The following is a 17,300-nucleotide window of genomic DNA, read 5'->3' as shown; positions in this document are numbered from 1 at the left end:
GAAAGGCCGCTATGTCTTTCGCTAGAAAGTTTGATGACTTAAACGAAGATGATTTTGCTAGACTTTTAAATTTACTTAATAGGAATAAACACAAGTAACTCAGGAGATTCAAACTTTGAGTGGTTCTGTATTTAAAGTACCGATCTTGAGCCGAATGGAAATTCGTAACTTCACAGATACAATTAAACAAAAAGTAAGAATTTCAGGTTTGTATTTTCCTGTTATGGAAATATTAGAGTTTGCCATGCCTAAAATTGAAGAGGGCTTTATTCTTGAAATTAGAACTATATTTGAAATGAAAAATAACCATGGGCTAATAATTCCTTCTGAGAAAAAAACATTCTTCGGGAAGATGTTTATAATGGAGCGTTAAATGAAACAGGAAGAGACAGAATGATAGTAGCGCATGAATTAGGCTATTATTTTGCATAAAGATATATCTTTTGCCAGGTCCTATGATGTAGCAACGTTAAAGTCTTATGAAAGCAGCGAATGGCCAGCTAATTGCTTTTGTGGTGAGCTGTTGGTTCCGGCATCGCATGCCAGGCAATTGTTTGAAATGACAATTGAAGAGATTGCCTTTGAATGTGGTGTATCAGCCACTGCAGCAAATATACAGATGAATGAGATAAGAAAAAGCTATGATAATCAAAAGGACACTTTAGGCGGTTACCTCTAGGGTCTTTTTAGTGATGGCTCCAGGAGACATCACACCTTAAGAATATATTTCAAACATACAAACTGAAAATAGCGCTTTCAGTTAAGGAGTTCAAGGTAAAAATCTTTCCTGTTAAGGAGGTGTTTATGTATGGAACTTCGTTGTATTACGAAAAAAGTTGCGCCAAAAGGTTTTCGTTGGCAGTTTTGTCGATACCGTAAAGTTCAGGGCAAGTTAGAGAAAATTCTTGATGCTTACGAGTATGGTTATCGGTCTTGGGCCTTTTTAGTTCGTTGTTAGTAAATCAAAGAGAGGCGTTATGCCTCTCTTTTTGTAACACTCTATTTAATTAATTATGACAGTCAGTAATCAGGTCAAACGTTTATTTATAACAAACAACACACCGCGTTTAAAATATCAATTCAAACATATGAATTAAACAAACAATTATGAAATACCAAATCGAAGCAACCATTGTTAAAGATGGTGGCGGAGCCTGTCTATTGGCAGCACTATAGTAACAAAGCACTATCAGAACTGGATTGCCTGAAAATGTTATCGCAGCCGTCCATGTTCAAAATGCAATTTAGCGAGATAGGGTTACTACTGGACTGTTGGCAGTGGCAAAGCTGGAAAGCGTGGCAAATTGCCAACAGTGTCAATAGAAAATTTTATCTATAATCCACTAAACCTACCTAAATAAAAATTAAATAGGCAACAATATGAAAATGCAAAGCATGGTAAATCGGTGTGAGGGATGCCTTTGTGTTCAAAGTGAGGACTGAGATATATCTAATCACCAGAGCAAGCCGACCTACAAAAAAGTGGAGGTCACTACGAAAATTTTGCAGTTCAAAAAACAAACAATATGGGTGTGCAAGCTATTAGAGATTTACGCACAAAAGAAATCATTAAAAACAATAGGCTAATGTAATTTGTGCAGTACGAAAAGCAACCTAATATAGCTAGGCAATTGTTATGTCAACTTAATGATTTGATATATAAAGATAATTATCCATTTGTGCAGTATATAAAACAACTAATAGGTAGCGATGAGGGAGGTTAAGCCATGAATGAAAACTTATAACATCACTGTTCCTTTCCCCCTTCAGTCAATCACTACTGGTATCACGCCAAACACAAACACTTCATCACCGCAAAAGGCAAATTATATCGCCAGTAGGTAGTCGCTGAAATCCTGTATCAAAAGCTCTGTAAGCGATTATCTCAACGTTTAGGGGCTGAGTAGGTGTTTATCCACCTGACCGTCGTAAGCGAGATTTAGATAACCTGATGAAAGCACCGATTGATGCACTCTATCATTGGGGTTTGATAGTTGATGATTCTCAGATAGATGTGTTGCACGTTGAGCGAAGGGAAATCGTTAAGGGCGGTAAGTTAATTATCACCATTTTGGGAAATCACATAATCAAGAAACCATCATTAAACATTCAACGCAGGGCATTGAGATCATGCTCCTATTCTTATTTTTTGCCGGAGGGGAGATGAGTAGGCACGTAAAAGATTTACTCGAAGGATGGGGAAACTGGAGCATGAGCCGCATTGGAACCGAATACAAAGGTATGTCTACCATTGCTCCTGTTAAAGACGATGACAGACCCTGGTTAAGTGACGAGGAGGGTGAAATTGTTGATAAAGCGGTGGCTGGATTAAAGAAATATGACATCAATGGGTACAATATTATTTGTTTACATTATCAGCATCATATTTCATTTAGAGCAATTGCTAAAAATATACACAAGCGTCACCAATATATTTCTGATTATTGTGAATGGGCAGAAGCTTACATAGCGGGTACTGTTCACACACTTCTTAAAGCAACAAATTGACAACACCGTATAGACTATCGTATGCTGCCCGCACTAGAACCAATAAGCGGTCATCCGCACACCCGATAGCCATGCGGCTTTTTTATGCCCATAAAACGACGCAAGCACATCCAAAGGCCGGGTGGAGAGGCGTAATAAAATACCTGAAAGGGGAATATGCCCGGAGCTTCTTATTGGGCTCTAGTTGACACCTGACTACCAGCTACTTAATGGTGACCGTGACTAAAACCAATAAGGAGGGCCAAGTATGGCTAACCATATCTCTATAGAATCCTTGTCCGTAGTTTTATTTCAGAATATTCCAGTTGTTACTACGGAATTAATAGCACAATTGTATGGCACAGATCCAGATTACATCCGTAAAGATTACAATCGAAACGCGAAGCGCTTTATTGTTTGTAGACACTATTACATGCTAGAGGGACAGGAGTTACGAGAGTTCAAACACAGCATGTCTTTAAGACCTTCGGTGAAAATTGCACCTGATGTTCGTAGCCTTATACTTTGGACGGAACGTGGAGCGGCCAGCCACGCTAAAATGCTAGGGACAGATCAGGCATAGGAGGTCTTCGAGCAATTAGAAGATTACTATTTTCATGCAGAAAGAACATTTAATACGCCTAAACACACCATCCAGAAGCGAGAGAGCTATTAACCGCAGAAAATGACCCTCACATCTTTCCCGTTTAATCTGGACAATGGCTAACGGCTTCCGATTTGAGCGTTCATGGGCACAAGGTATCTGGTATGCGCTCCGTCATGCAACAGGCGTAGACTCCCCTCAAAATTTTGAGGTCAACCAATACCCATCATCGCAAAAGAATGCGAAAAAATTTATAACTTCACCAATGGCATTAAAGAAGCGATCTATGAGGCAGAGAAACAGGCAGTAAGGAGAGTACTGCGTAAACGTGAGGATGCAGATAAAGGTATTAGCTGAAATGAAACAATTGCTTGAAGAGAGTAATCAGGAGCATACTCTTGTTCTGGCAGATACACTAACACGCTGGCAACAAACCGAAATCCAGCAATTTCTACAGCGACGTTAAACACTGATCAAATCCTCAGTAAAAAGCTTGACTGGTCGACCATATAATTGTGGTATAGTAGTGCATAGCTATTGAGTTAGCGTTTAAATATATATTAAAACCTCGCTTTATGCGGGGTTTTTTATTGTTTTATTAACCCAATAATTATACATTGTTAACGCACTACTAATTATAAGCTCGTAGGGTACATATAGGTAAATAAGGCAGTAGTGCATAGCCCCACGTGAAAACGTGGGGGTTTTTCGTTTATGCCACCGCAAAACTGACAGATCAAATAGTCTAAATGAGTAAGGTGGTTAGCTCCCTTTTTAATTTAAAGGAATGGAACCCTCAACTAGAGGGTATATGCGCATGTCTGAAAAATACTCAACACCCACCGCCTACCTTTGGGGGCATTATGACAACCATCTTAGGTTTTTTCACCCTTGAGGCAGTGGGTTGCGGTGATGGGTATCATCTGCACGATAGGGACGTTTTTAATCAACGTGTACTACCGCAAAAAGGAGTACAAACTCAAGGAGCGTCAGTATGAAAATACCGAAAAAAATATTGATGGCAACAGGCGGTAGTGTGTTGTTTTTGGCCTCAAGCATGATAACGCATTTCGAAGGGTTGAGACTTAAGCCCTATTTTGACGGAGGTGGTGTATTTTCCGTTTGCTATGGTCATACGGGTAATGATATTGATCGTAATCGGACTACACTAAAGACGAATGTGATAAGTGGCTTGATGACGATTTGAAAGCGGTTAAGCGTTACGTTAACGCGTTAACTAAAGTCAGTATTAATACGTTGGCCCAAGCTGCCCTTTATTCATTTTGCTTATAACGTTGGTGTTGGTAATTTTGCCAAATCAACCTTGCTCAAAAAGCTCAACGCCAATGACCAACAAGGCGCATGTGGCGAGATGAAAAGTGGATTTATGTTGATGACAGAAAGTGGAAGGGATTAATGACCCGTTGAGAAATAGAGAGCGTAATATGTTATGGCGGCCTTACACATTTGTCGTAGTTATTATTGCTGCATTGATTTTATCACTCGTTTTCATCAACTCTCGATATCAAACCGTCAAGCAAAACTACCTATCATTAAAGCAACGGTATCACATTCAACTCGAAGCCGTGAAATTACAGCAACAAAAGATAGATGCTTTACATCAACTCGTATACAACACCCCGAGGAACTGAGTTATGCCAAAGCTGAACTTGATAAGCTTAATGATGCTGTTCGTGCTGACACTAAGTGGTTGCGCGTCAACGCCGTGTGTCGTGCATCCAAAACTGCTCCCCCAAGAGCCGATATGATGAAGCCACCCCACAACTTGGTGAGGCAGCTCGAGAAGATTATTTCCGTCTCAGAGAGATGATAGTTGAGAACGAAAAGCAGACGGAATATTTACAGCAGTACATCAAAACACAGTGTCAATGAATTAAGAACTTAACTATCCGGAATTTCCGGATAGATCCCGCGCCCTTACCGCGCATTTAAATAAACCCGAGACAATTCACAAAATAGACCTCAGGGAACGTCAGTCAATCATGATGCGTTCGGGGTCTGTATGTTCTGTGTGAGCTGATGTCTCTTTTTTGAAAGGTTAGTATCATGAAATATCCAAAAGTAAATATTTATGGCATTCCTGTTAGAGTCGATGAAGAAGGAAGCTTTAGTTTCAATGATTTGCATGCGGCAGCAGTAATAAAAGGTGAAGCTACAGAATCTCAAAAGCCAAGCAAATTTATGAGAAGTTCTCAGATTAAAAAATTTGTTCAAGTATTAAGCGCGGGACAAAATTGTCCTGCGGTGGTTATAAATAATGGTGGATGTTTCCATGGTGTATGGGGGCTGGAACTTGTTGTTATTAGATATGCCGCATGGATAAAACCGGAATTTGAAATACAGGTTTATAATACATTTCGTCACATGGTGATGAATGGATTTGATGCAATGTATAGACTTAATCAACTTGATTTAACAATTAATTCAGAAAGCAAAGAGATTAGTCAATGCGCGAGTAAAATCGGAAGGTGGGGAGCTAGAGGAAGAAAAAGGTTGTTAATGACAGCAAGAGAAAAAATGATTGAAGAAGTTCAGCCATTTTTACCTGGAGTAGAGGTAATGAAACATTCACTATTAACTCATGAATTCTTTTGCTGGCGAGTGGCTGAAGCTTATATGTATTACCTTATGGCAACGAATCGTCGCCCCGTCTACCGCTATGAAACGGGGGGATATCGAAGTCAGTCGTTATTTTTTAATGCCTTTGCTTGATGGTTATCTCGAGGGGACAGAAAACCGACAGAATCGAGAGCCAGGTTTTATATGAAATTGATGACACCATTTAGCGAAAAAGTAGATCCACGAGCAATAATTTGCGCTGGCAAAGTTCCATAGTTAAACCGCCTTGGTATAAAGTATATGAACGCAATGCTTCATGAGTTTGGCAATATAGTCTCGGAAATTGGTGTTAAAGATAATAGTGGAATGCTTATTCTTCCACGATAAAGAGAATGTACAAACCTATAATTTAGCGATATCTCATTTGAATAACGTAGAGCGTTATCATGAACCACGAACAATTCATCGAAGCCAATGTCAAGGCCGAGTTAATCAAGTTCGGCTTTTCTCCCTCTGTCGCTAGCTTAGCCACAAGTGAAGTTATCCGGTACTACTGCAAACAGCCCGCAAGCAGACGAGGCAAGATGATAGCGTATTGTCTCAATCAGGCTAGACGATGGGCGAAGAGTGCGACTAAACATAAACATTAATTTGAAATAGGTTAATTATGTCTGAAAAGAATGCCCAAGAAATTATAGTAAAAATAAAGGTTGATGATAGTGATCTCATTAAATTAGAAAATCGCTTGCAACGTATTGCTAATTTGATGAAACAAATGGGGTCAATTAGCGAAGAGAAAACCTATCCAGCCAGTTTGCGAATTGCAGTAGAAGAAGCTTGTAATATTGGCGCTCGAGAAGGGGTTAAAAAAGCGAGAGATAAACAAATAAATGATGAAAAAGAGAGACGATAAAATTATCAAAACTGTTTATTGGCAGTGTGTTTAAAGGCTATGCGCTTACCGTTAAGGGAAAGATACTCTCTAATCTGGAATCAACGGTTGTAGAGAGTAAACTACAGGAAACTCGACGTGTTAAGGCATCTTTCATTGTGACTGATGAGATGATAGTTGATGCGCCTGATATATATTTAAAATCAGCAGAAGAAGTGAATGCTTAAGGAGGACTATGCCCCACGTATTCCTCGCGCCTGTCGTAAACCCGGTTGTGCCAAGACAACAACTGAACACAGTGGTTACTGTGACGCCCATCGAAACCAAGGATGGGAAAATCATCAGCAAGATAAAAGCCGTCATCAACGGGGCTATGGCACAACGTGGGATAAATTACGTGAAACCATATTTCAACGGGATAAATACCTTTGTCAGATATGTTTAAGAAACAGGCTGGCGACCGCAGCAAAAACCGTTGACCATATCATTGCGAAAGCGCATGGCGGAAGTGATGCAGAAAGCAATTTGCAAAGTCTTTGCTGGTCATGCCATCGACAGAAAACGGCAACAGAAATAAGCACTTAAACAACGGGAGGGGCGGATAAAAAGTCTCCCTCTCTCGCTTTTAGGACTGCCGCTTCCGTCAAATTTTTATCACCGCGAAAAATAAAATGGGGTTTCTCTTTGGTCAATTGTGTTAAGTGTTTATCTGGATTAGGAGGAGAGCGTTATGGCAGGGATAGCAGGTAAATCCGGCCGTGTCTTCCAAAGCCGGTAGGCCAGAAAAGCCTTAGCGGGTAATCCCGGTAAGCGTCGATTAAATGCGAGGCATCCGCTTTTACACCACTAAAAAAAGTTAATCCGCCTGACTGGTTTATCGAAAACGAGATGAGACTCGCTGTCATTATGCGGGAAATGACGGTAAAGGAGCTATGTGGTTAGGGGATTATTTTGACGGTACGCGTTTAACGGGGGCAGCAGGTGGTCCAATAAAAAATCCGGATTTAATAGCAAAAAAAGAACAGGAAACGGAAATTGATCGAACAGGCGCGATGTTAGGTTTAGATCCGAGTAGCCGCCAACACTTAATTGGCCTGGCAGGACAAAAAAAACAAGAGAACCCTTTTTTGAAGATTATTTCCTCATGAGTAATAAATCGTATCTGAATGTCAATGCGGCTAATCAATATGCCAGAGACGTTGTAAAAGGAAACATTTCATCTTGTCAATATGTGAAAGATGCTTGCCAACGCCATATTGATGATTTGATGATTTAGTAAAGTTGACAGAACGAAAATTTAGTTACCGATTCAATAAAGATCTGGCAGAGCAAGCCGCAAGATTCATCCAGCTACTTCCTCACACAAAAGGTGAGTGGGCGTTTAAACGGATGCCAATAACACTTGAACCTTGGCAACTTTTTATTATTTGCAGTGTGTTTGGTTGGGTGCATAAAAGCGGTCAATTACGCCGTTTTCGTGAAGTTTATACCGAAATCCCCCGTAAAAATGTTAAATCCGCCCTATCTGCCGGTGTCGCCCTGTATTGTTTTACGCGCGATAGCGAATTTGGGGCGGAAGTTTACTCGGGAGCAATCACTGAGAAGCAAGCCTGGGAAGTTTTTAGACCGGCTAAATTAATGTGTAAACGAACTCCCTTACTCACGCAGGCCTTTGGGATTGAAGTGAATGCTCAAAATATGAATCGGCTTGCTGATGGTGCTCACTTTGAACCGATTATAGGTAATCCTGGCGATGGTCAGTCGCTGCATTGTGCCATTGTTGATGAATATCACGAACACGCTACTAATGCGCTATACACGACGATGCTAACCGGTATGGGCGCTCGACGTCAACCGCTGATGTGGGCGATCACGACAGCAGGCGATAATATTGAAGGTCCCTGTTATGACAAACGCAGAGAAGTTATAGAGATATTAAACGGTACAGTCCCTAATGATGAACTGTTCGGCATTATTTATACGGTTGATGAAGGCGATGATTGGACAGATCCGGCGGTATTGAGAAAGGCGAATCCCAATATCGGGGTATCCATTTATCCTGATTTTCTGATCAGCCAACAGAATCGCGGAAAAAATAACCTCCGTCTGGTCGGCATATTTAAAACTAAGCATTTAAATATTTGGGTGTCTGCCCGTTCAGCCTACTTCAATATGATTGAGTGGCGTAAATGCGAAGATAAGACCTTAACCTTAGTGCAATTTGAAGGCCATTCCTGTATTCAGGCGCTTGATTTAGCCCGTAAGCTTGATATGAACTCACAGGTTAAGTTGTTCACGCGAGAAATTGAAAGCAAACGTCATTATTACTGTATTTCTCCGGATTTTTATGTGCCGTATGATGCTGTATTTGGTGTCGATGTTGAAAATCGCCGAATCGCTGAGCGTTTTAGAAAGTGGGTCGAAACGGGGCATTTAAAAGTGACAGAGGGTACGGAAATTGATTATAGGGAAATACTGGAAGACGCAAAAGTTGATAATCTCAATCATCCTATTGATGAAACCGCGATTGATCCGCATGGCGCAACAAATATTTCTCATCATCTGGCGGATGAAGGCATTAACCCGATCACAATCGTACAAAATTACACCAATATGTCTGATCCGATGAAAGAATTAGAAGCGGCAATAGCGGCTGGCCGTTTTCATCACGATGGCAATCCAATTATGACCTGGTGCATGAGTAACGTAGTAGGAAAATACTTGCCGGGTAACGATGACATTGTGCGTCCAATTAAAGAAAGAAATGAAAATAAAATCGATGGGACGGTTTTGCTTATCATGACAATTGGTAGAGCGATGTTACATAAACCGGATCTTTCTGGTTTTTTCGATGATCCAATCATAGTAGGTGTGGAATGAAAGAAAGGAATAACCCCGGTAGGTTTAAAAGTGCTTTGCTTAATTGGCGGGGTATCCCAATTTCGCTGACCACAGCAGGGTTCTGGCAGGATTGGATAGGAAGGAGTAGCAGCGGCAAAGTGGTCACCGTTGACAATGCGATGCAGATTTCCACGGTTTGGGCCTGTGTTCGACTGCTAAGTGAATCTATTTCAACGCTTTCTTTAAAAATTTATCAAACGCAAAGCGATGAGACACGCAGACTTGCATTACACCATCCGGTTTACCCGTTACTTTGTAAACAACCTAATAGTGAGATGACGCCTTCACGCTTTATGTTGATGATTGTTGTCAGCCTGTGTTTACGCGGTAATGCGTTGGTGGAAAAAATATATTGGCAACAAGTTAGTCTCGCTCAGCCCTTTACTCCCGCAAAATATGGTGGTGAGTCGTGAAGCGAATGGACGATTGAAATATACCTATACGGATCCCTTATCGAACGGTCAGTATGTTGATCCCCCTGAAGTCCATGATGCATATCCGGGGATTTGGGCTTGATGGCGTTTGCGGTATGATCCCAGTGCAAATTGGGAGAGAGGTTATTGGTGCGGCCATGTCAGTCGAAGAATCGGCGGCAAAAATCTTTGAAAATGGATTACAGAGTTCTGGGTTTATTTCATCGGATGCCGCATTAAATGATTCTCAGCGAGAACGTATCAGACGCTATTTAAAAGATTTCGTCGGTTCTCGCAATGCCAGAAAAATCATGGTGATTGAAGGCGGCATGAAATATAACAATGTGACGATGAACCCAGAAGCGGCGCAGATGCTAGAGAGTCGAACCTTTAGTATCAAAGAAATTTGCTGCTGGTTTCGTGTTCCTCCTTTCATAGTAGGGCATGTAACAAAGCAAAGTAGCTGGGCATCAAGCGTTGAAGGGATGAATATGCAATTCCTGACAAATACATTACGCTCGTTATTAGTCAATATTGAACAGGAAATCAGCCGTTGCCTGTTACAGGATGAAAATTATGTGGTGGAATTTTCGGTTGAGGGGTTACTGCGTGCCGCTAGCGCAGGCAGATCGGCTTATTACACCACGGCATTATAAAATGATTGGATGAGTCGTAACGATGTACGCCGATTAGAAAATTTACCGCCAATAGCGGTGTGAGATATTTATACCGTTCAATTAAACCTGACCCAGCTTGATCGATTAGGATTAGGTGAAAAAGTCGATAGGCCAGAAAGCAAAGATAAAAACAAAAAAGAAGTTCTCCGTTCACATTAAGAAACCTTCCACGCTTACAATTTGAGAAATCATGATTATGGATAAAAAAATTTGCCGTTAGCGCCCTTGCGCTGACATTTCTTATGAAATCAAGCCAAAAATTTTTGACCATTGGCACAGTGGTATTAAAGCGCATAGCACCTCGAATACCATTTCAATCGTTGATGTTATTGGTGAAGATTATTGGGGGGAAGGTGTCACGGTAAAACGGATTTCAGCGGCATTAAGCGCGATAGGTGATCAGGACGTGATTGTTAATCTCAACAGCGCAGGGGGCGATATGTTTGCGGGGCTGGCTATTTATAACCTGCTTCGCGCGCATTCGGCAAAGGTGACTGTTAACGTCTTAGGGATTGCGGCTTCTGTGGCCTCAATTATTGCCATGGCGGGGGATGAAGTGCGAATGGGGACAGGGACTTTTTTGATGATCCATAACTGTTGGGTAGTTGGTATGGGGAATCGCCATGATTTTGCACGGCTATCTGAAGAGATGCGTCCTTTTGATAAAGCTATGGCTGATATTTATGCGGCTCGAAGTGGTCTCAACCAGGCGGATATTGAAAAAATCATGGATAACGAAACCTATTTAGGTGCTGAAGAAGCAATAACACAGGGATTTACCGATGAATTAATGTCAACTGACCGTCTTGAAACCGAAGAAGAGACGCCTCAGGCTGCACTACGAAAAATTGATGCCTTGTTGGCAAAATCCAATACCCCGCGCTCAGAACGACGAAAACTGATTAAGTCATTAACCGGTAGTAAGCCGTGCGCTACCGCTATTTCAACCGGTATGCCAAGCGCTACTGTTGATATAAACCCTGAATATTTAACCAAATTGCAAAATGCAATCAATGCATTTGCATCGACAACCCGATAGTGGAGACAATCAATGTCGAGTACCAATGAATTATTAAAAGATCTGTCCGCCAAACTCGAAGCGGCGAATAGTCAATTTAATGCCAAAGCGGAAGAAGAGCTTAACGAAGCCAAAAAAGTTGGTGGCCTGAGTGCAGAAACAAAAGCGTCAGTCGATAAACTGGCCGTGGAATTAAACGCGCTACGTGAATCTAAAAAAAAATAAAAGCCGCATTAGGCGAACTGGAACAACATGTTGCCCAGATGCCATTACAAAATGCGGTCCAAACAATCCAAACGGTTGGCCAACAGGGTGGTGTCAACATGAAAATATTAAGGCTATTAATACCAGTATCGAAGGCAATAAATGTTTCTCCGTGAGTGTTAATGCGGTATTAACGACGCACAATATTACGGGAAATATTATTGCGTCTGACAGATTGCCGGGTATTGATGTTAAGCCTAAGCAATGTTTGTTCATTAGAGATCTGATAGCGCCTGGAAAAACGGTTTCAAACACTATCTACTGGGTACAACAAACTGGTTTTACCAATAACGCGGCGGCTGTCGCTGAAAACACCACTAAACCCTATAGTGATATTGCGTTTGCTGAAAAAGTGACCCCTGTGCGTACGCTTGCCCATATGTTTAAAGCGTCCAAACAAATATTAGCCGATTTTTCACAGTTGCAATCAATGATTGATGCTGAAATGCGCTACGGATTAAAGTACGTCGAAGAGCAGGAAATATTATTTGGTGATGGCACGGGCGCCCATTTACGCGGGATTATTCCACAGGAGTCTAAATTCAAAGCTGAATTTAAAGTTGACAAACAAAATGGTATTGATGATTTACGTCTGGCGATGTTACAAGCCCAACTGGCTCGATTCCCTACCTCCGGCCATGTCCTGCATTTTATTGACTGGGCAAAAATTGAGTTAAGCAAGGATACGTTAGGGCGTTATATTCTGGCTAATCCGTCAGCGTTAACAGGTCCGACATTATGGGGATTACCCATCGTGGCCACAGAGACGGCGGCTTTTAAAGGCAAATTCCTGACAGGGGCATTTAACGCCGGTGCACAACTTTTTGATCGTGAAGAAACCAATGTCGTCATTTCTTCAGAGAACGTCGACGATTTCGAGAAAAACATGATCTCCATTTGTTGTGAAGAGCGGGTTGGCGCTAGCCGTGAAACGTCCAGAAGCTTTTTTCTACGGGGATTTCACGGTTCCGAAAGAACCTGGTAAACAACCAGGAGAATAGTTTAGCCTGCCAAGACGGTTTGAAAAGATCGTCTTTTTTTCGAAGGAAAATCATTCATAAAATTAAAGATCGTTCGTGCCATCTATTTTAACCACATTGTCGTGCAGGAAGGTTAACAGATTGAAACTGTCGAGCAGCACGGGCGCGAGCTTGTTAATAAAGGTTATGTAATAACAGTCAAAGAGGATGAAGCTATTGCGGAGCCAAAAAAATCAGCGAAAAAGCGGGCGGAATAATGTTAGCACTTGAAAAAGTCAAGGGGCAGTGTCGCATTGATTCAGATTATCACGGTGAGGATGATTTATTAACCAGTTATATCCGGGCGTCATACCGTTTTGTTGAAAATTTTACCCGAAGAAAACTGATGGAAACGTTACCTGCCGATACCAATCCGCATGATTTTTGTGAGGGGGCGCCCTTGCTGTTTGATGCCGATATTGAAACGGCCATGTTGTTATTGATTGTGCACTGGTATGCAAATCGAGAGGCGGTTGTCATTGGAGAGTCAGCAACCAAAATGCCGTTGGCTGTTGAAGAGTTATTACAACCTTATAAGGTTTACGGCTTATGAAATCGCTGCGATCAGGCAAGCTTAATAAACGTATTACCTTGTTTCGAACCATCACAAAATATCGTCCTTTAGGCGATCCATATACGGAAATGGAAGAAGTGACCACCGTTTTTGCCCATGCGGAGTCGATTTCGGAAAATTCGGACGGCTGATCAAGAACAGGTCATCGAAACCTTGCGTTTTACCTTAAGGCCAAGAAACGATATTGATTGGCCGGTTGACTATCAACAACGTCGATTCACCGTTAGGGCATTAGATCGTAATCAACCTGATCGACTCATTATTACCACAGAAGCGAATATCCACCATGATAGAAAATGATATAAAAAAGCATTAAGCCGTATTACGGGATTAGAAGTTTTCCCTCTTCAACTCCCTTCAAAACAGCTTGAAGGGGTTATTTATCAGCGTATCAGTGATCCTGAAATGTTTACGGGTTTGGCAAAAACAACGCTCGTACAGGCGAGATATCAGATAACGGTTCAGCTACTCAATGATTATGAAAAAGCCCTGTAGCTAAGAGAAAAAATCAATGAAGAATGGGAGAATATTGAGCACGGTTATCTGGGTGACTATCCAGTACAACATGTTGAACGCGGTAACTTAATTCAGGACAGGGAAGAGCTGACAGAAAACCGAACAGGCTATCGGATCACGCGGGATTTTATTTTGACCTATGCGGAGGATGCAAAGTGACAACACGAGTCGAAGTGAAAGGATTAAGCGATCTTGAATCGGTTTTAAAAAAATTGGGCGATGAAGTGGCCATTAACATTCTGCGCAAAGCAGGTAAAGCAGTGATGAAACCGGTGCTCGCCGATATAAAAGCCCATGCAGGGTTTGATGTAAGTAACCCCGGCGAGCATATGCGAGAGAGTATCAAAATACGAACGACAGACAAAATGAAGGATAGCCACACCCAAACCGTGATGAGCGTTAGAGTCTGACCTTCAAAAAACAGGTGATGAAAGCGCTTGCGCAAGAGTTTGGTACGGTTAAACAAATAGCGCTCCCTTTTATCCGACCCGCATTGGATTATCACCGTGAATTTATCCTTAATACCTTAACATCAGAAATTCGCAACATCGTTAACTAATAGGAGTTATTATGACTGAAAATAAAACCTCGCCGGAATATACCACGCTCCCCACAGGTACGGTAGTTAAATTTGGCAAACCGAGTGATAGCGTTGAAACGATGAAGCCACTCATTAATTGTAAAGCCTTAGGTGCTACAGGCTTAAGTGGTAGTTTTATCGATTGCCCGACACTTATAGATAAAAACAAGCAATTTTTAGCTGATTTACCTGAAGGCCCTGAAAAATCTATCGGATTTATTGATGATCCAGAAAATGAAAATTTTACGGCATTTTTAAATGCAGCACAAAAGAGAGAAACAGTTCAGCTTTATGTTGAGTTGCCAAACAAGCGGACAGCGACAATGGTTCTGTCATTATCAGGTTGGGAGATGAATGACATCAATGCGCCCGCCAGTGAAGTCATTCAAATTACTGTGAAAGGCAAACAGAATAATCTCACCTGGGGAACAGTACCCCAAAAGCCTTAATCGCCGATACGACGAAATTTACGGCGGATAATACAAAGTTAACAACTGACAGCACAAAGAATAAGAACACATAAAGGGTAGGAAATAGTATGTCATCACTTAAATCCCGTTTGCTGGCACCGGATGTCTATGTGGAAAAACATCCCCTCTTTGGTACTGAGGTTTATCTACGTCGTTTAACAATTGCGGAGCTTGATAGGTATGAACAGACTTTAAAAAAGGCGCAGGACAGCGGTTCGAATACGCAGGCAAGTATTGCAGGGGCTAACCTGATTTTGCAAACGATTTGTGATAAAGCAGGGCAACACTTACCCAAAGAAGAATTACCCACGGCTAAAGAACTCATTGCGACAAAATCTACCCCCACATTGATTGAAGCCCTCAAGTTTGTTCAGCAATTTAGCTGTGGCAGTGTCTGGATAGCGCTAAAAAAACTAACTGACTCCGCTCGCTTACGCTTTCTTTTTCAACTTGCTGATAGATGGGGGTGAACCCTGACCCGCGCAAAATCGCGGCTTTACCGACGGAGATATTGACGCACTGGCAAGCGTTTTTTCTGCTGGAAAGTGAACCAGAAGGGGCGGATAAGGCGGGAAATGAAGTCATTGCACATGATGATGTTAATCAGCAATGTAATACGATTATGAGGATTTTAAATGGCTGATGTCGCAAGTTTGGCGGTGGCATTGCATCTGAATGCCGCCAGTTTCAAGTCACAGCTCACGGATGCTTACAGTACCACGGCGAATAAATCCCGTCAATTCACCCGTCAGGTTGAAAGTAGCTCCAATGTAAGCGCCCGAGTGGCCAAGCTGCACAAGGATTTGGTCAACTTCACCATGTGTTAACGGAACTGGTTTCTGGTAGCAATGTTGCCGCCAGTACGATTTCAAATACATTGGTGCCCGCTTTCGAACGGTTGTTCGATTCAACGCGTGGCGCCACTTTCGATACTCAACAGTAGATGGCGAAAGAAGCCGCGCAAAGTGCAGTAGTAGATTATGCGCAGTCTACTGTTGAAGCTGCCAAAGCAGATGCCACCAGAGCGCAGCAGGGATTAAAAACCGCGCAAGCAATGAAAGCACAGGCCATCGCGCAACGTGAACAGGCTTTTGCATCTGATGAATATCTTGAAAAAATGCACGCGGGGTCAACGCCCAAAATGGACTGAATACGGCTGAAATTGAAAAGGCGTATGCGGCGCAAAATGCGGCAAACGCCAGAGCGATAGCGGAAGCGAATCTGGCTGAAATCAGCGCAAGTCAAAAAGCGGCTGGGCTTTAGCGCAATTAACGACGGCACAGGCAGCGGAAACCACGGGTACCCGACAATTAGCTTTAGCTAAGCAGCAACTTGCCGCTGCAAATACCGAGTTGAATATGTTACAATGCGTAACAGGCAGGATTTCAGCTGCTTTCAGTAACCTTGTTAATCTGATAGGTGGGCCACTCAATGTGGGTTTAATGGCAACGGCGGGGTCAGTATTTTATTTGTATTCGCAGTTTAAGGAAGCGGAAGAAAGGTAAAAGTCTTTTTATGCGGCACTTTAAAAAGGCGGATTATTTTTATCAACAACAACGGATAAGTTGAATCTGTTAGCAGACCGACTAGGCGGGACAGCCGAAGCCTATAAAGCGGTTACTTCTGCCGCCAGTGCCGGGTTTACGGGCAAGCTACTGGAAGATGTGGCGGAGTTTGGGGCTAAACTTGAGGAGTCTGGCGGTAGCGTCGATATGTTGGTCAGCAAGCTGTCCGCTATTGGCGCACAACCGTTAAAGGCCTTGCTAAATTATGCAGCAGAAGGTGTGGTATTAACGCAATCGATTTACGAGCAAATTGCCGCATTAGAAAGACGCGGGCAGATTGAAGAAGCAAAGGAACTTGCAAGAACCGCCTACTAAAAACAGTATCAGGAAAATATTAAAGAAAGTGATCGATTAACTCAGGCGCATAAAAAATCACTCGATAACCTGACAGGCAGTTTTAAAGTGTTGATGGCAGCATCAACACAAAGTCTGACACTCTATAATCAGGTGTTGCAAAAAGAAAAGGATAAGCAAGAGGCAATTTATGCCAAGCAACGCGTTGAGCGGGAAGCACAAACGAAAACCGAAAGATAGCTAGCCATTCATGCCATCGAAACCGCGGCACAAATTAATGCAGCCGTAAATGCAGGTAAAGATCGGCTGAAAGAAAGAGCGAGAATTCAGCAGGAAATTAACCAGCGCTATAAAGATGGCAGTTTAACATTAAATGAATACACTCAGGCGCTAAAAGAACTGGACAAACTGTATGCATCTCCGCAAAAAAGTTCCGGGGTAACTCT

Annotated in this window: 27 protein-coding genes and 9 pseudogenes; all 36 read left to right on the top strand. The window is 42.1% G+C overall.

The annotated features are described in order from the left end of the window. Positions 1-115: 115 nt before the first annotated feature. The 36 genes and pseudogenes from ARADI_RS17385 to ARADI_RS19465 all read left to right on the top strand — a co-directional run bounded on the left by ARADI_RS17385 (position 116) and on the right by ARADI_RS19465 (position 17,094). Entirely contained in the window at positions 116-373 is a 258-nt protein-coding gene (locus tag ARADI_RS17385) for a hypothetical protein (RefSeq protein WP_238149131.1), read from the top strand. A gap of 51 nt (positions 374-424) precedes the next feature. After that, a complete protein-coding gene (locus tag ARADI_RS17380; protein ID WP_238149130.1) occupies positions 425-679 on the top strand; it encodes an ImmA/IrrE family metallo-endopeptidase in 255 nt (84 codons plus the stop codon). A gap of 129 nt (positions 680-808) precedes the next feature. After that, on the top strand, positions 809-958 hold the full coding sequence (locus ARADI_RS04640) for a hypothetical protein (protein WP_182853087.1): 150 nt from the start codon (positions 809-811) through the stop codon (positions 956-958). Between the two features lie 183 nt (positions 959-1,141). Further along, entirely contained in the window at positions 1,142-1,339 is a 198-nt protein-coding gene (locus tag ARADI_RS04635) for a hypothetical protein (RefSeq protein WP_119711282.1), read from the top strand. A 612-nt stretch (positions 1,340-1,951) separates the two neighbouring features. After that, positions 1,952-2,167 carry a RusA family crossover junction endodeoxyribonuclease gene (locus ARADI_RS17375; RefSeq protein ID WP_238149129.1) on the top strand — a complete coding sequence of 72 codons (216 nt, stop codon included), beginning with the start codon at positions 1,952-1,954 and terminating at the stop codon, positions 2,165-2,167. Further along, the gene (locus tag ARADI_RS04625; RefSeq protein WP_119711281.1) at positions 2,131-2,508 is read left to right on the top strand and encodes an antiterminator Q family protein; all 378 of its coding nucleotides are present in this window, start codon (positions 2,131-2,133) and stop codon (positions 2,506-2,508) included. The genes ARADI_RS17375 and ARADI_RS04625 overlap by 37 nt, the downstream gene beginning before the upstream one ends. Before the next feature lie 247 nt (positions 2,509-2,755). Continuing rightward, positions 2,756-3,067 (top strand): annotated as a pseudogene (locus ARADI_RS04620) (ORF6N domain-containing protein); the annotation flags it as partial. A 139-nt stretch (positions 3,068-3,206) separates the two neighbouring features. After that, complete coding sequence (locus tag ARADI_RS04615; protein ID WP_182853086.1) at positions 3,207-3,401, top strand: hypothetical protein; 195 nt, start codon at positions 3,207-3,209, stop codon at positions 3,399-3,401. An 18-nt stretch (positions 3,402-3,419) separates the two neighbouring features. Further along, positions 3,420-3,557 carry a hypothetical protein gene (locus tag ARADI_RS04610; protein WP_182853085.1) on the top strand — a complete coding sequence of 46 codons (138 nt, stop codon included), beginning with the start codon at positions 3,420-3,422 and terminating at the stop codon, positions 3,555-3,557. Positions 3,558-4,003: 446 nt separating this feature from the next. Continuing rightward, positions 4,004-4,126, top strand: a complete 123-nt coding sequence (locus ARADI_RS17370; RefSeq protein WP_238149128.1) for an HP1 family phage holin — start codon at positions 4,004-4,006, stop codon at positions 4,124-4,126. After that, a pseudogene (locus tag ARADI_RS17365) lies at positions 4,086-4,384 on the top strand (glycoside hydrolase family protein). Before ARADI_RS17370 ends, ARADI_RS17365 begins: the two are co-directional and overlap by 41 nt. A gap of 31 nt (positions 4,385-4,415) precedes the next feature. Further along, positions 4,416-4,508 (top strand): hypothetical protein, encoded by a 93-nt coding sequence (locus tag ARADI_RS21570; protein ID WP_439647075.1) that lies wholly within the window; start codon positions 4,416-4,418, stop codon positions 4,506-4,508. A gap of 33 nt (positions 4,509-4,541) precedes the next feature. Further along, positions 4,542-4,829 (top strand): annotated as a pseudogene (locus ARADI_RS17355) (lysis system i-spanin subunit Rz); the annotation flags it as partial. Next, on the top strand, positions 4,799-4,984 hold the full coding sequence (locus ARADI_RS04595) for a lysis system i-spanin subunit Rz (RefSeq protein WP_369406935.1): 186 nt from the start codon (positions 4,799-4,801) through the stop codon (positions 4,982-4,984). The pseudogene ARADI_RS17355 and the gene ARADI_RS04595, both read left to right, overlap by 31 nt. Positions 4,985-5,158: 174 nt before the next feature. After that, a pseudogene (locus ARADI_RS04590) lies at positions 5,159-5,668 on the top strand (KilA-N domain-containing protein); the annotation flags it as partial. A 670-nt stretch (positions 5,669-6,338) separates the two neighbouring features. Then, positions 6,339-6,584, top strand: a complete 246-nt coding sequence (locus ARADI_RS04580) for a hypothetical protein (protein ID WP_119711276.1) — start codon at positions 6,339-6,341, stop codon at positions 6,582-6,584. Positions 6,585-6,610: 26 nt separating this feature from the next. Continuing rightward, positions 6,611-6,790 (top strand): hypothetical protein, encoded by a 180-nt coding sequence (locus tag ARADI_RS04575; protein WP_119711275.1) that lies wholly within the window; start codon positions 6,611-6,613, stop codon positions 6,788-6,790. Continuing rightward, on the top strand, positions 6,783-7,148 hold the full coding sequence (locus ARADI_RS04570; protein ID WP_119711274.1) for an HNH endonuclease: 366 nt from the start codon (positions 6,783-6,785) through the stop codon (positions 7,146-7,148). Before ARADI_RS04575 ends, ARADI_RS04570 begins: the two co-directional genes overlap by 8 nt. A gap of 145 nt (positions 7,149-7,293) precedes the next feature. Continuing rightward, positions 7,294-7,711, top strand: a pseudogene (locus ARADI_RS04565) (phage terminase small subunit P27 family). Then, positions 7,708-9,443: pseudogene (locus tag ARADI_RS04560) on the top strand (terminase large subunit). Before ARADI_RS04565 ends, ARADI_RS04560 begins: the two co-directional pseudogenes overlap by 4 nt. After that, positions 9,440-10,593: pseudogene (locus ARADI_RS04555) on the top strand (phage portal protein); the annotation flags it as partial. The pseudogenes ARADI_RS04560 and ARADI_RS04555, both read left to right, overlap by 4 nt. 196 nt (positions 10,594-10,789) lie before the next feature. Continuing rightward, the gene (locus tag ARADI_RS04550) at positions 10,790-11,593 is read left to right on the top strand and encodes a head maturation protease, ClpP-related (RefSeq protein WP_119711273.1); all 804 of its coding nucleotides are present in this window, start codon (positions 10,790-10,792) and stop codon (positions 11,591-11,593) included. Between the two features lie 12 nt (positions 11,594-11,605). Further along, positions 11,606-12,837, top strand: a pseudogene (locus tag ARADI_RS04545) (phage major capsid protein). A 235-nt stretch (positions 12,838-13,072) separates the two neighbouring features. After that, positions 13,073-13,408, top strand: coding sequence for a head-tail connector protein (locus ARADI_RS04540; RefSeq protein WP_119711272.1), 336 nt, complete (start codon positions 13,073-13,075; stop codon positions 13,406-13,408). Then, positions 13,405-13,729: pseudogene (locus tag ARADI_RS21565) on the top strand (phage head closure protein). Before ARADI_RS04540 ends, ARADI_RS21565 begins: the two are co-directional and overlap by 4 nt. Positions 13,730-14,100: 371 nt before the next feature. Next, complete coding sequence (locus ARADI_RS20670; RefSeq protein ID WP_369406933.1) at positions 14,101-14,355, top strand: HK97 gp10 family phage protein; 255 nt, start codon at positions 14,101-14,103, stop codon at positions 14,353-14,355. A 17-nt stretch (positions 14,356-14,372) separates the two neighbouring features. After that, positions 14,373-14,504, top strand: a complete 132-nt coding sequence (locus ARADI_RS20665; RefSeq protein WP_369406932.1) for an HK97-gp10 family putative phage morphogenesis protein — start codon at positions 14,373-14,375, stop codon at positions 14,502-14,504. A gap of 11 nt (positions 14,505-14,515) precedes the next feature. Beyond that, positions 14,516-14,974 carry a phage tail protein gene (locus ARADI_RS04525; RefSeq protein ID WP_119711271.1) on the top strand — a complete coding sequence of 153 codons (459 nt, stop codon included), beginning with the start codon at positions 14,516-14,518 and terminating at the stop codon, positions 14,972-14,974. A gap of 89 nt (positions 14,975-15,063) precedes the next feature. Beyond that, positions 15,064-15,465, top strand: a complete 402-nt coding sequence (locus tag ARADI_RS04520) for a hypothetical protein (protein ID WP_238149125.1) — start codon at positions 15,064-15,066, stop codon at positions 15,463-15,465. Further along, complete coding sequence (locus ARADI_RS04515; RefSeq protein ID WP_238149124.1) at positions 15,456-15,638, top strand: hypothetical protein; 183 nt, start codon at positions 15,456-15,458, stop codon at positions 15,636-15,638. Before ARADI_RS04520 ends, ARADI_RS04515 begins: the two co-directional genes overlap by 10 nt. Further along, positions 15,631-15,822 carry a hypothetical protein gene (locus ARADI_RS04510; RefSeq protein ID WP_119711270.1) on the top strand — a complete coding sequence of 64 codons (192 nt, stop codon included), beginning with the start codon at positions 15,631-15,633 and terminating at the stop codon, positions 15,820-15,822. Before ARADI_RS04515 ends, ARADI_RS04510 begins: the two co-directional genes overlap by 8 nt. Beyond that, entirely contained in the window at positions 15,816-15,938 is a 123-nt protein-coding gene (locus ARADI_RS19470; protein WP_255420608.1) for a hypothetical protein, read from the top strand. The genes ARADI_RS04510 and ARADI_RS19470 overlap by 7 nt, the downstream gene beginning before the upstream one ends. Beyond that, positions 15,939-16,145, top strand: a complete 207-nt coding sequence (locus ARADI_RS04505) for a hypothetical protein (RefSeq protein ID WP_119711269.1) — start codon at positions 15,939-15,941, stop codon at positions 16,143-16,145. Positions 16,146-16,353: 208 nt separating this feature from the next. Continuing rightward, positions 16,354-16,500 (top strand): hypothetical protein, encoded by a 147-nt coding sequence (locus tag ARADI_RS04500; protein ID WP_182853084.1) that lies wholly within the window; start codon positions 16,354-16,356, stop codon positions 16,498-16,500. 60 nt (positions 16,501-16,560) lie between these two features. Beyond that, entirely contained in the window at positions 16,561-16,875 is a 315-nt protein-coding gene (locus ARADI_RS04495; RefSeq protein ID WP_119711267.1) for a hypothetical protein, read from the top strand. Positions 16,876-16,968: 93 nt separating this feature from the next. Further along, on the top strand, positions 16,969-17,094 hold the full coding sequence (locus ARADI_RS19465; protein ID WP_255420607.1) for a hypothetical protein: 126 nt from the start codon (positions 16,969-16,971) through the stop codon (positions 17,092-17,094). Positions 17,095-17,300: the final 206 nt, after the last annotated feature.

The sequence above is a fragment of the Arsenophonus endosymbiont of Aleurodicus floccissimus genome (assembly GCF_900343025.1).
In the GTDB taxonomy this organism is placed as follows: Bacteria; Pseudomonadota; Gammaproteobacteria; order Enterobacterales; family Enterobacteriaceae; genus Arsenophonus.
The sequence above is the reverse complement of the archived record's forward strand: the minus strand, read 5'-3'. Positions and strand labels throughout refer to the sequence as shown.

What these genes read in the sequence shown, in the direction of transcription:
- ARADI_RS04640 (WP_182853087.1), top strand. Translation starts at nt 809, where the DNA reads ATGGAACTTCGTTGTATTACGAAAAAAGTTGCGCCAAAAGGTTTTCGT.
- ARADI_RS04635 (WP_119711282.1), top strand. Translation starts at nt 1,142, where the DNA reads ATGGTGGCGGAGCCTGTCTATTGGCAGCACTATAGTAACAAAGCACTA.
- ARADI_RS17375 (WP_238149129.1), top strand. Translation starts at nt 1,952, where the DNA reads ATGAAAGCACCGATTGATGCACTCTATCATTGGGGTTTGATAGTTGAT.
- ARADI_RS04625 (WP_119711281.1), top strand. Translation starts at nt 2,131, where the DNA reads ATGCTCCTATTCTTATTTTTTGCCGGAGGGGAGATGAGTAGGCACGTA.
- ARADI_RS04615 (WP_182853086.1), top strand. Translation starts at nt 3,207, where the DNA reads ATGGCTAACGGCTTCCGATTTGAGCGTTCATGGGCACAAGGTATCTGG.
- ARADI_RS17370 (WP_238149128.1), top strand. Translation starts at nt 4,004, where the DNA reads ATGGGTATCATCTGCACGATAGGGACGTTTTTAATCAACGTGTACTAC.
- ARADI_RS04580 (WP_119711276.1), top strand. Translation starts at nt 6,339, where the DNA reads ATGTCTGAAAAGAATGCCCAAGAAATTATAGTAAAAATAAAGGTTGAT.
- ARADI_RS04570 (WP_119711274.1), top strand. Translation starts at nt 6,783, where the DNA reads ATGCTTAAGGAGGACTATGCCCCACGTATTCCTCGCGCCTGTCGTAAA.
- ARADI_RS04540 (WP_119711272.1), top strand. Translation starts at nt 13,073, where the DNA reads ATGTTAGCACTTGAAAAAGTCAAGGGGCAGTGTCGCATTGATTCAGAT.
- ARADI_RS20665 (WP_369406932.1), top strand. Translation starts at nt 14,373, where the DNA reads ATGAAAGCGCTTGCGCAAGAGTTTGGTACGGTTAAACAAATAGCGCTC.
- ARADI_RS04525 (WP_119711271.1), top strand. Translation starts at nt 14,516, where the DNA reads ATGACTGAAAATAAAACCTCGCCGGAATATACCACGCTCCCCACAGGT.
- ARADI_RS04520 (WP_238149125.1), top strand. Translation starts at nt 15,064, where the DNA reads ATGTCATCACTTAAATCCCGTTTGCTGGCACCGGATGTCTATGTGGAA.
- ARADI_RS04515 (WP_238149124.1), top strand. Translation starts at nt 15,456, where the DNA reads ATGGGGGTGAACCCTGACCCGCGCAAAATCGCGGCTTTACCGACGGAG.
- ARADI_RS04510 (WP_119711270.1), top strand. Translation starts at nt 15,631, where the DNA reads ATGGCTGATGTCGCAAGTTTGGCGGTGGCATTGCATCTGAATGCCGCC.
- ARADI_RS04505 (WP_119711269.1), top strand. Translation starts at nt 15,939, where the DNA reads ATGGCGAAAGAAGCCGCGCAAAGTGCAGTAGTAGATTATGCGCAGTCT.
- ARADI_RS04500 (WP_182853084.1), top strand. Translation starts at nt 16,354, where the DNA reads ATGTTACAATGCGTAACAGGCAGGATTTCAGCTGCTTTCAGTAACCTT.
- ARADI_RS19465 (WP_255420607.1), top strand. Translation starts at nt 16,969, where the DNA reads ATGGCAGCATCAACACAAAGTCTGACACTCTATAATCAGGTGTTGCAA.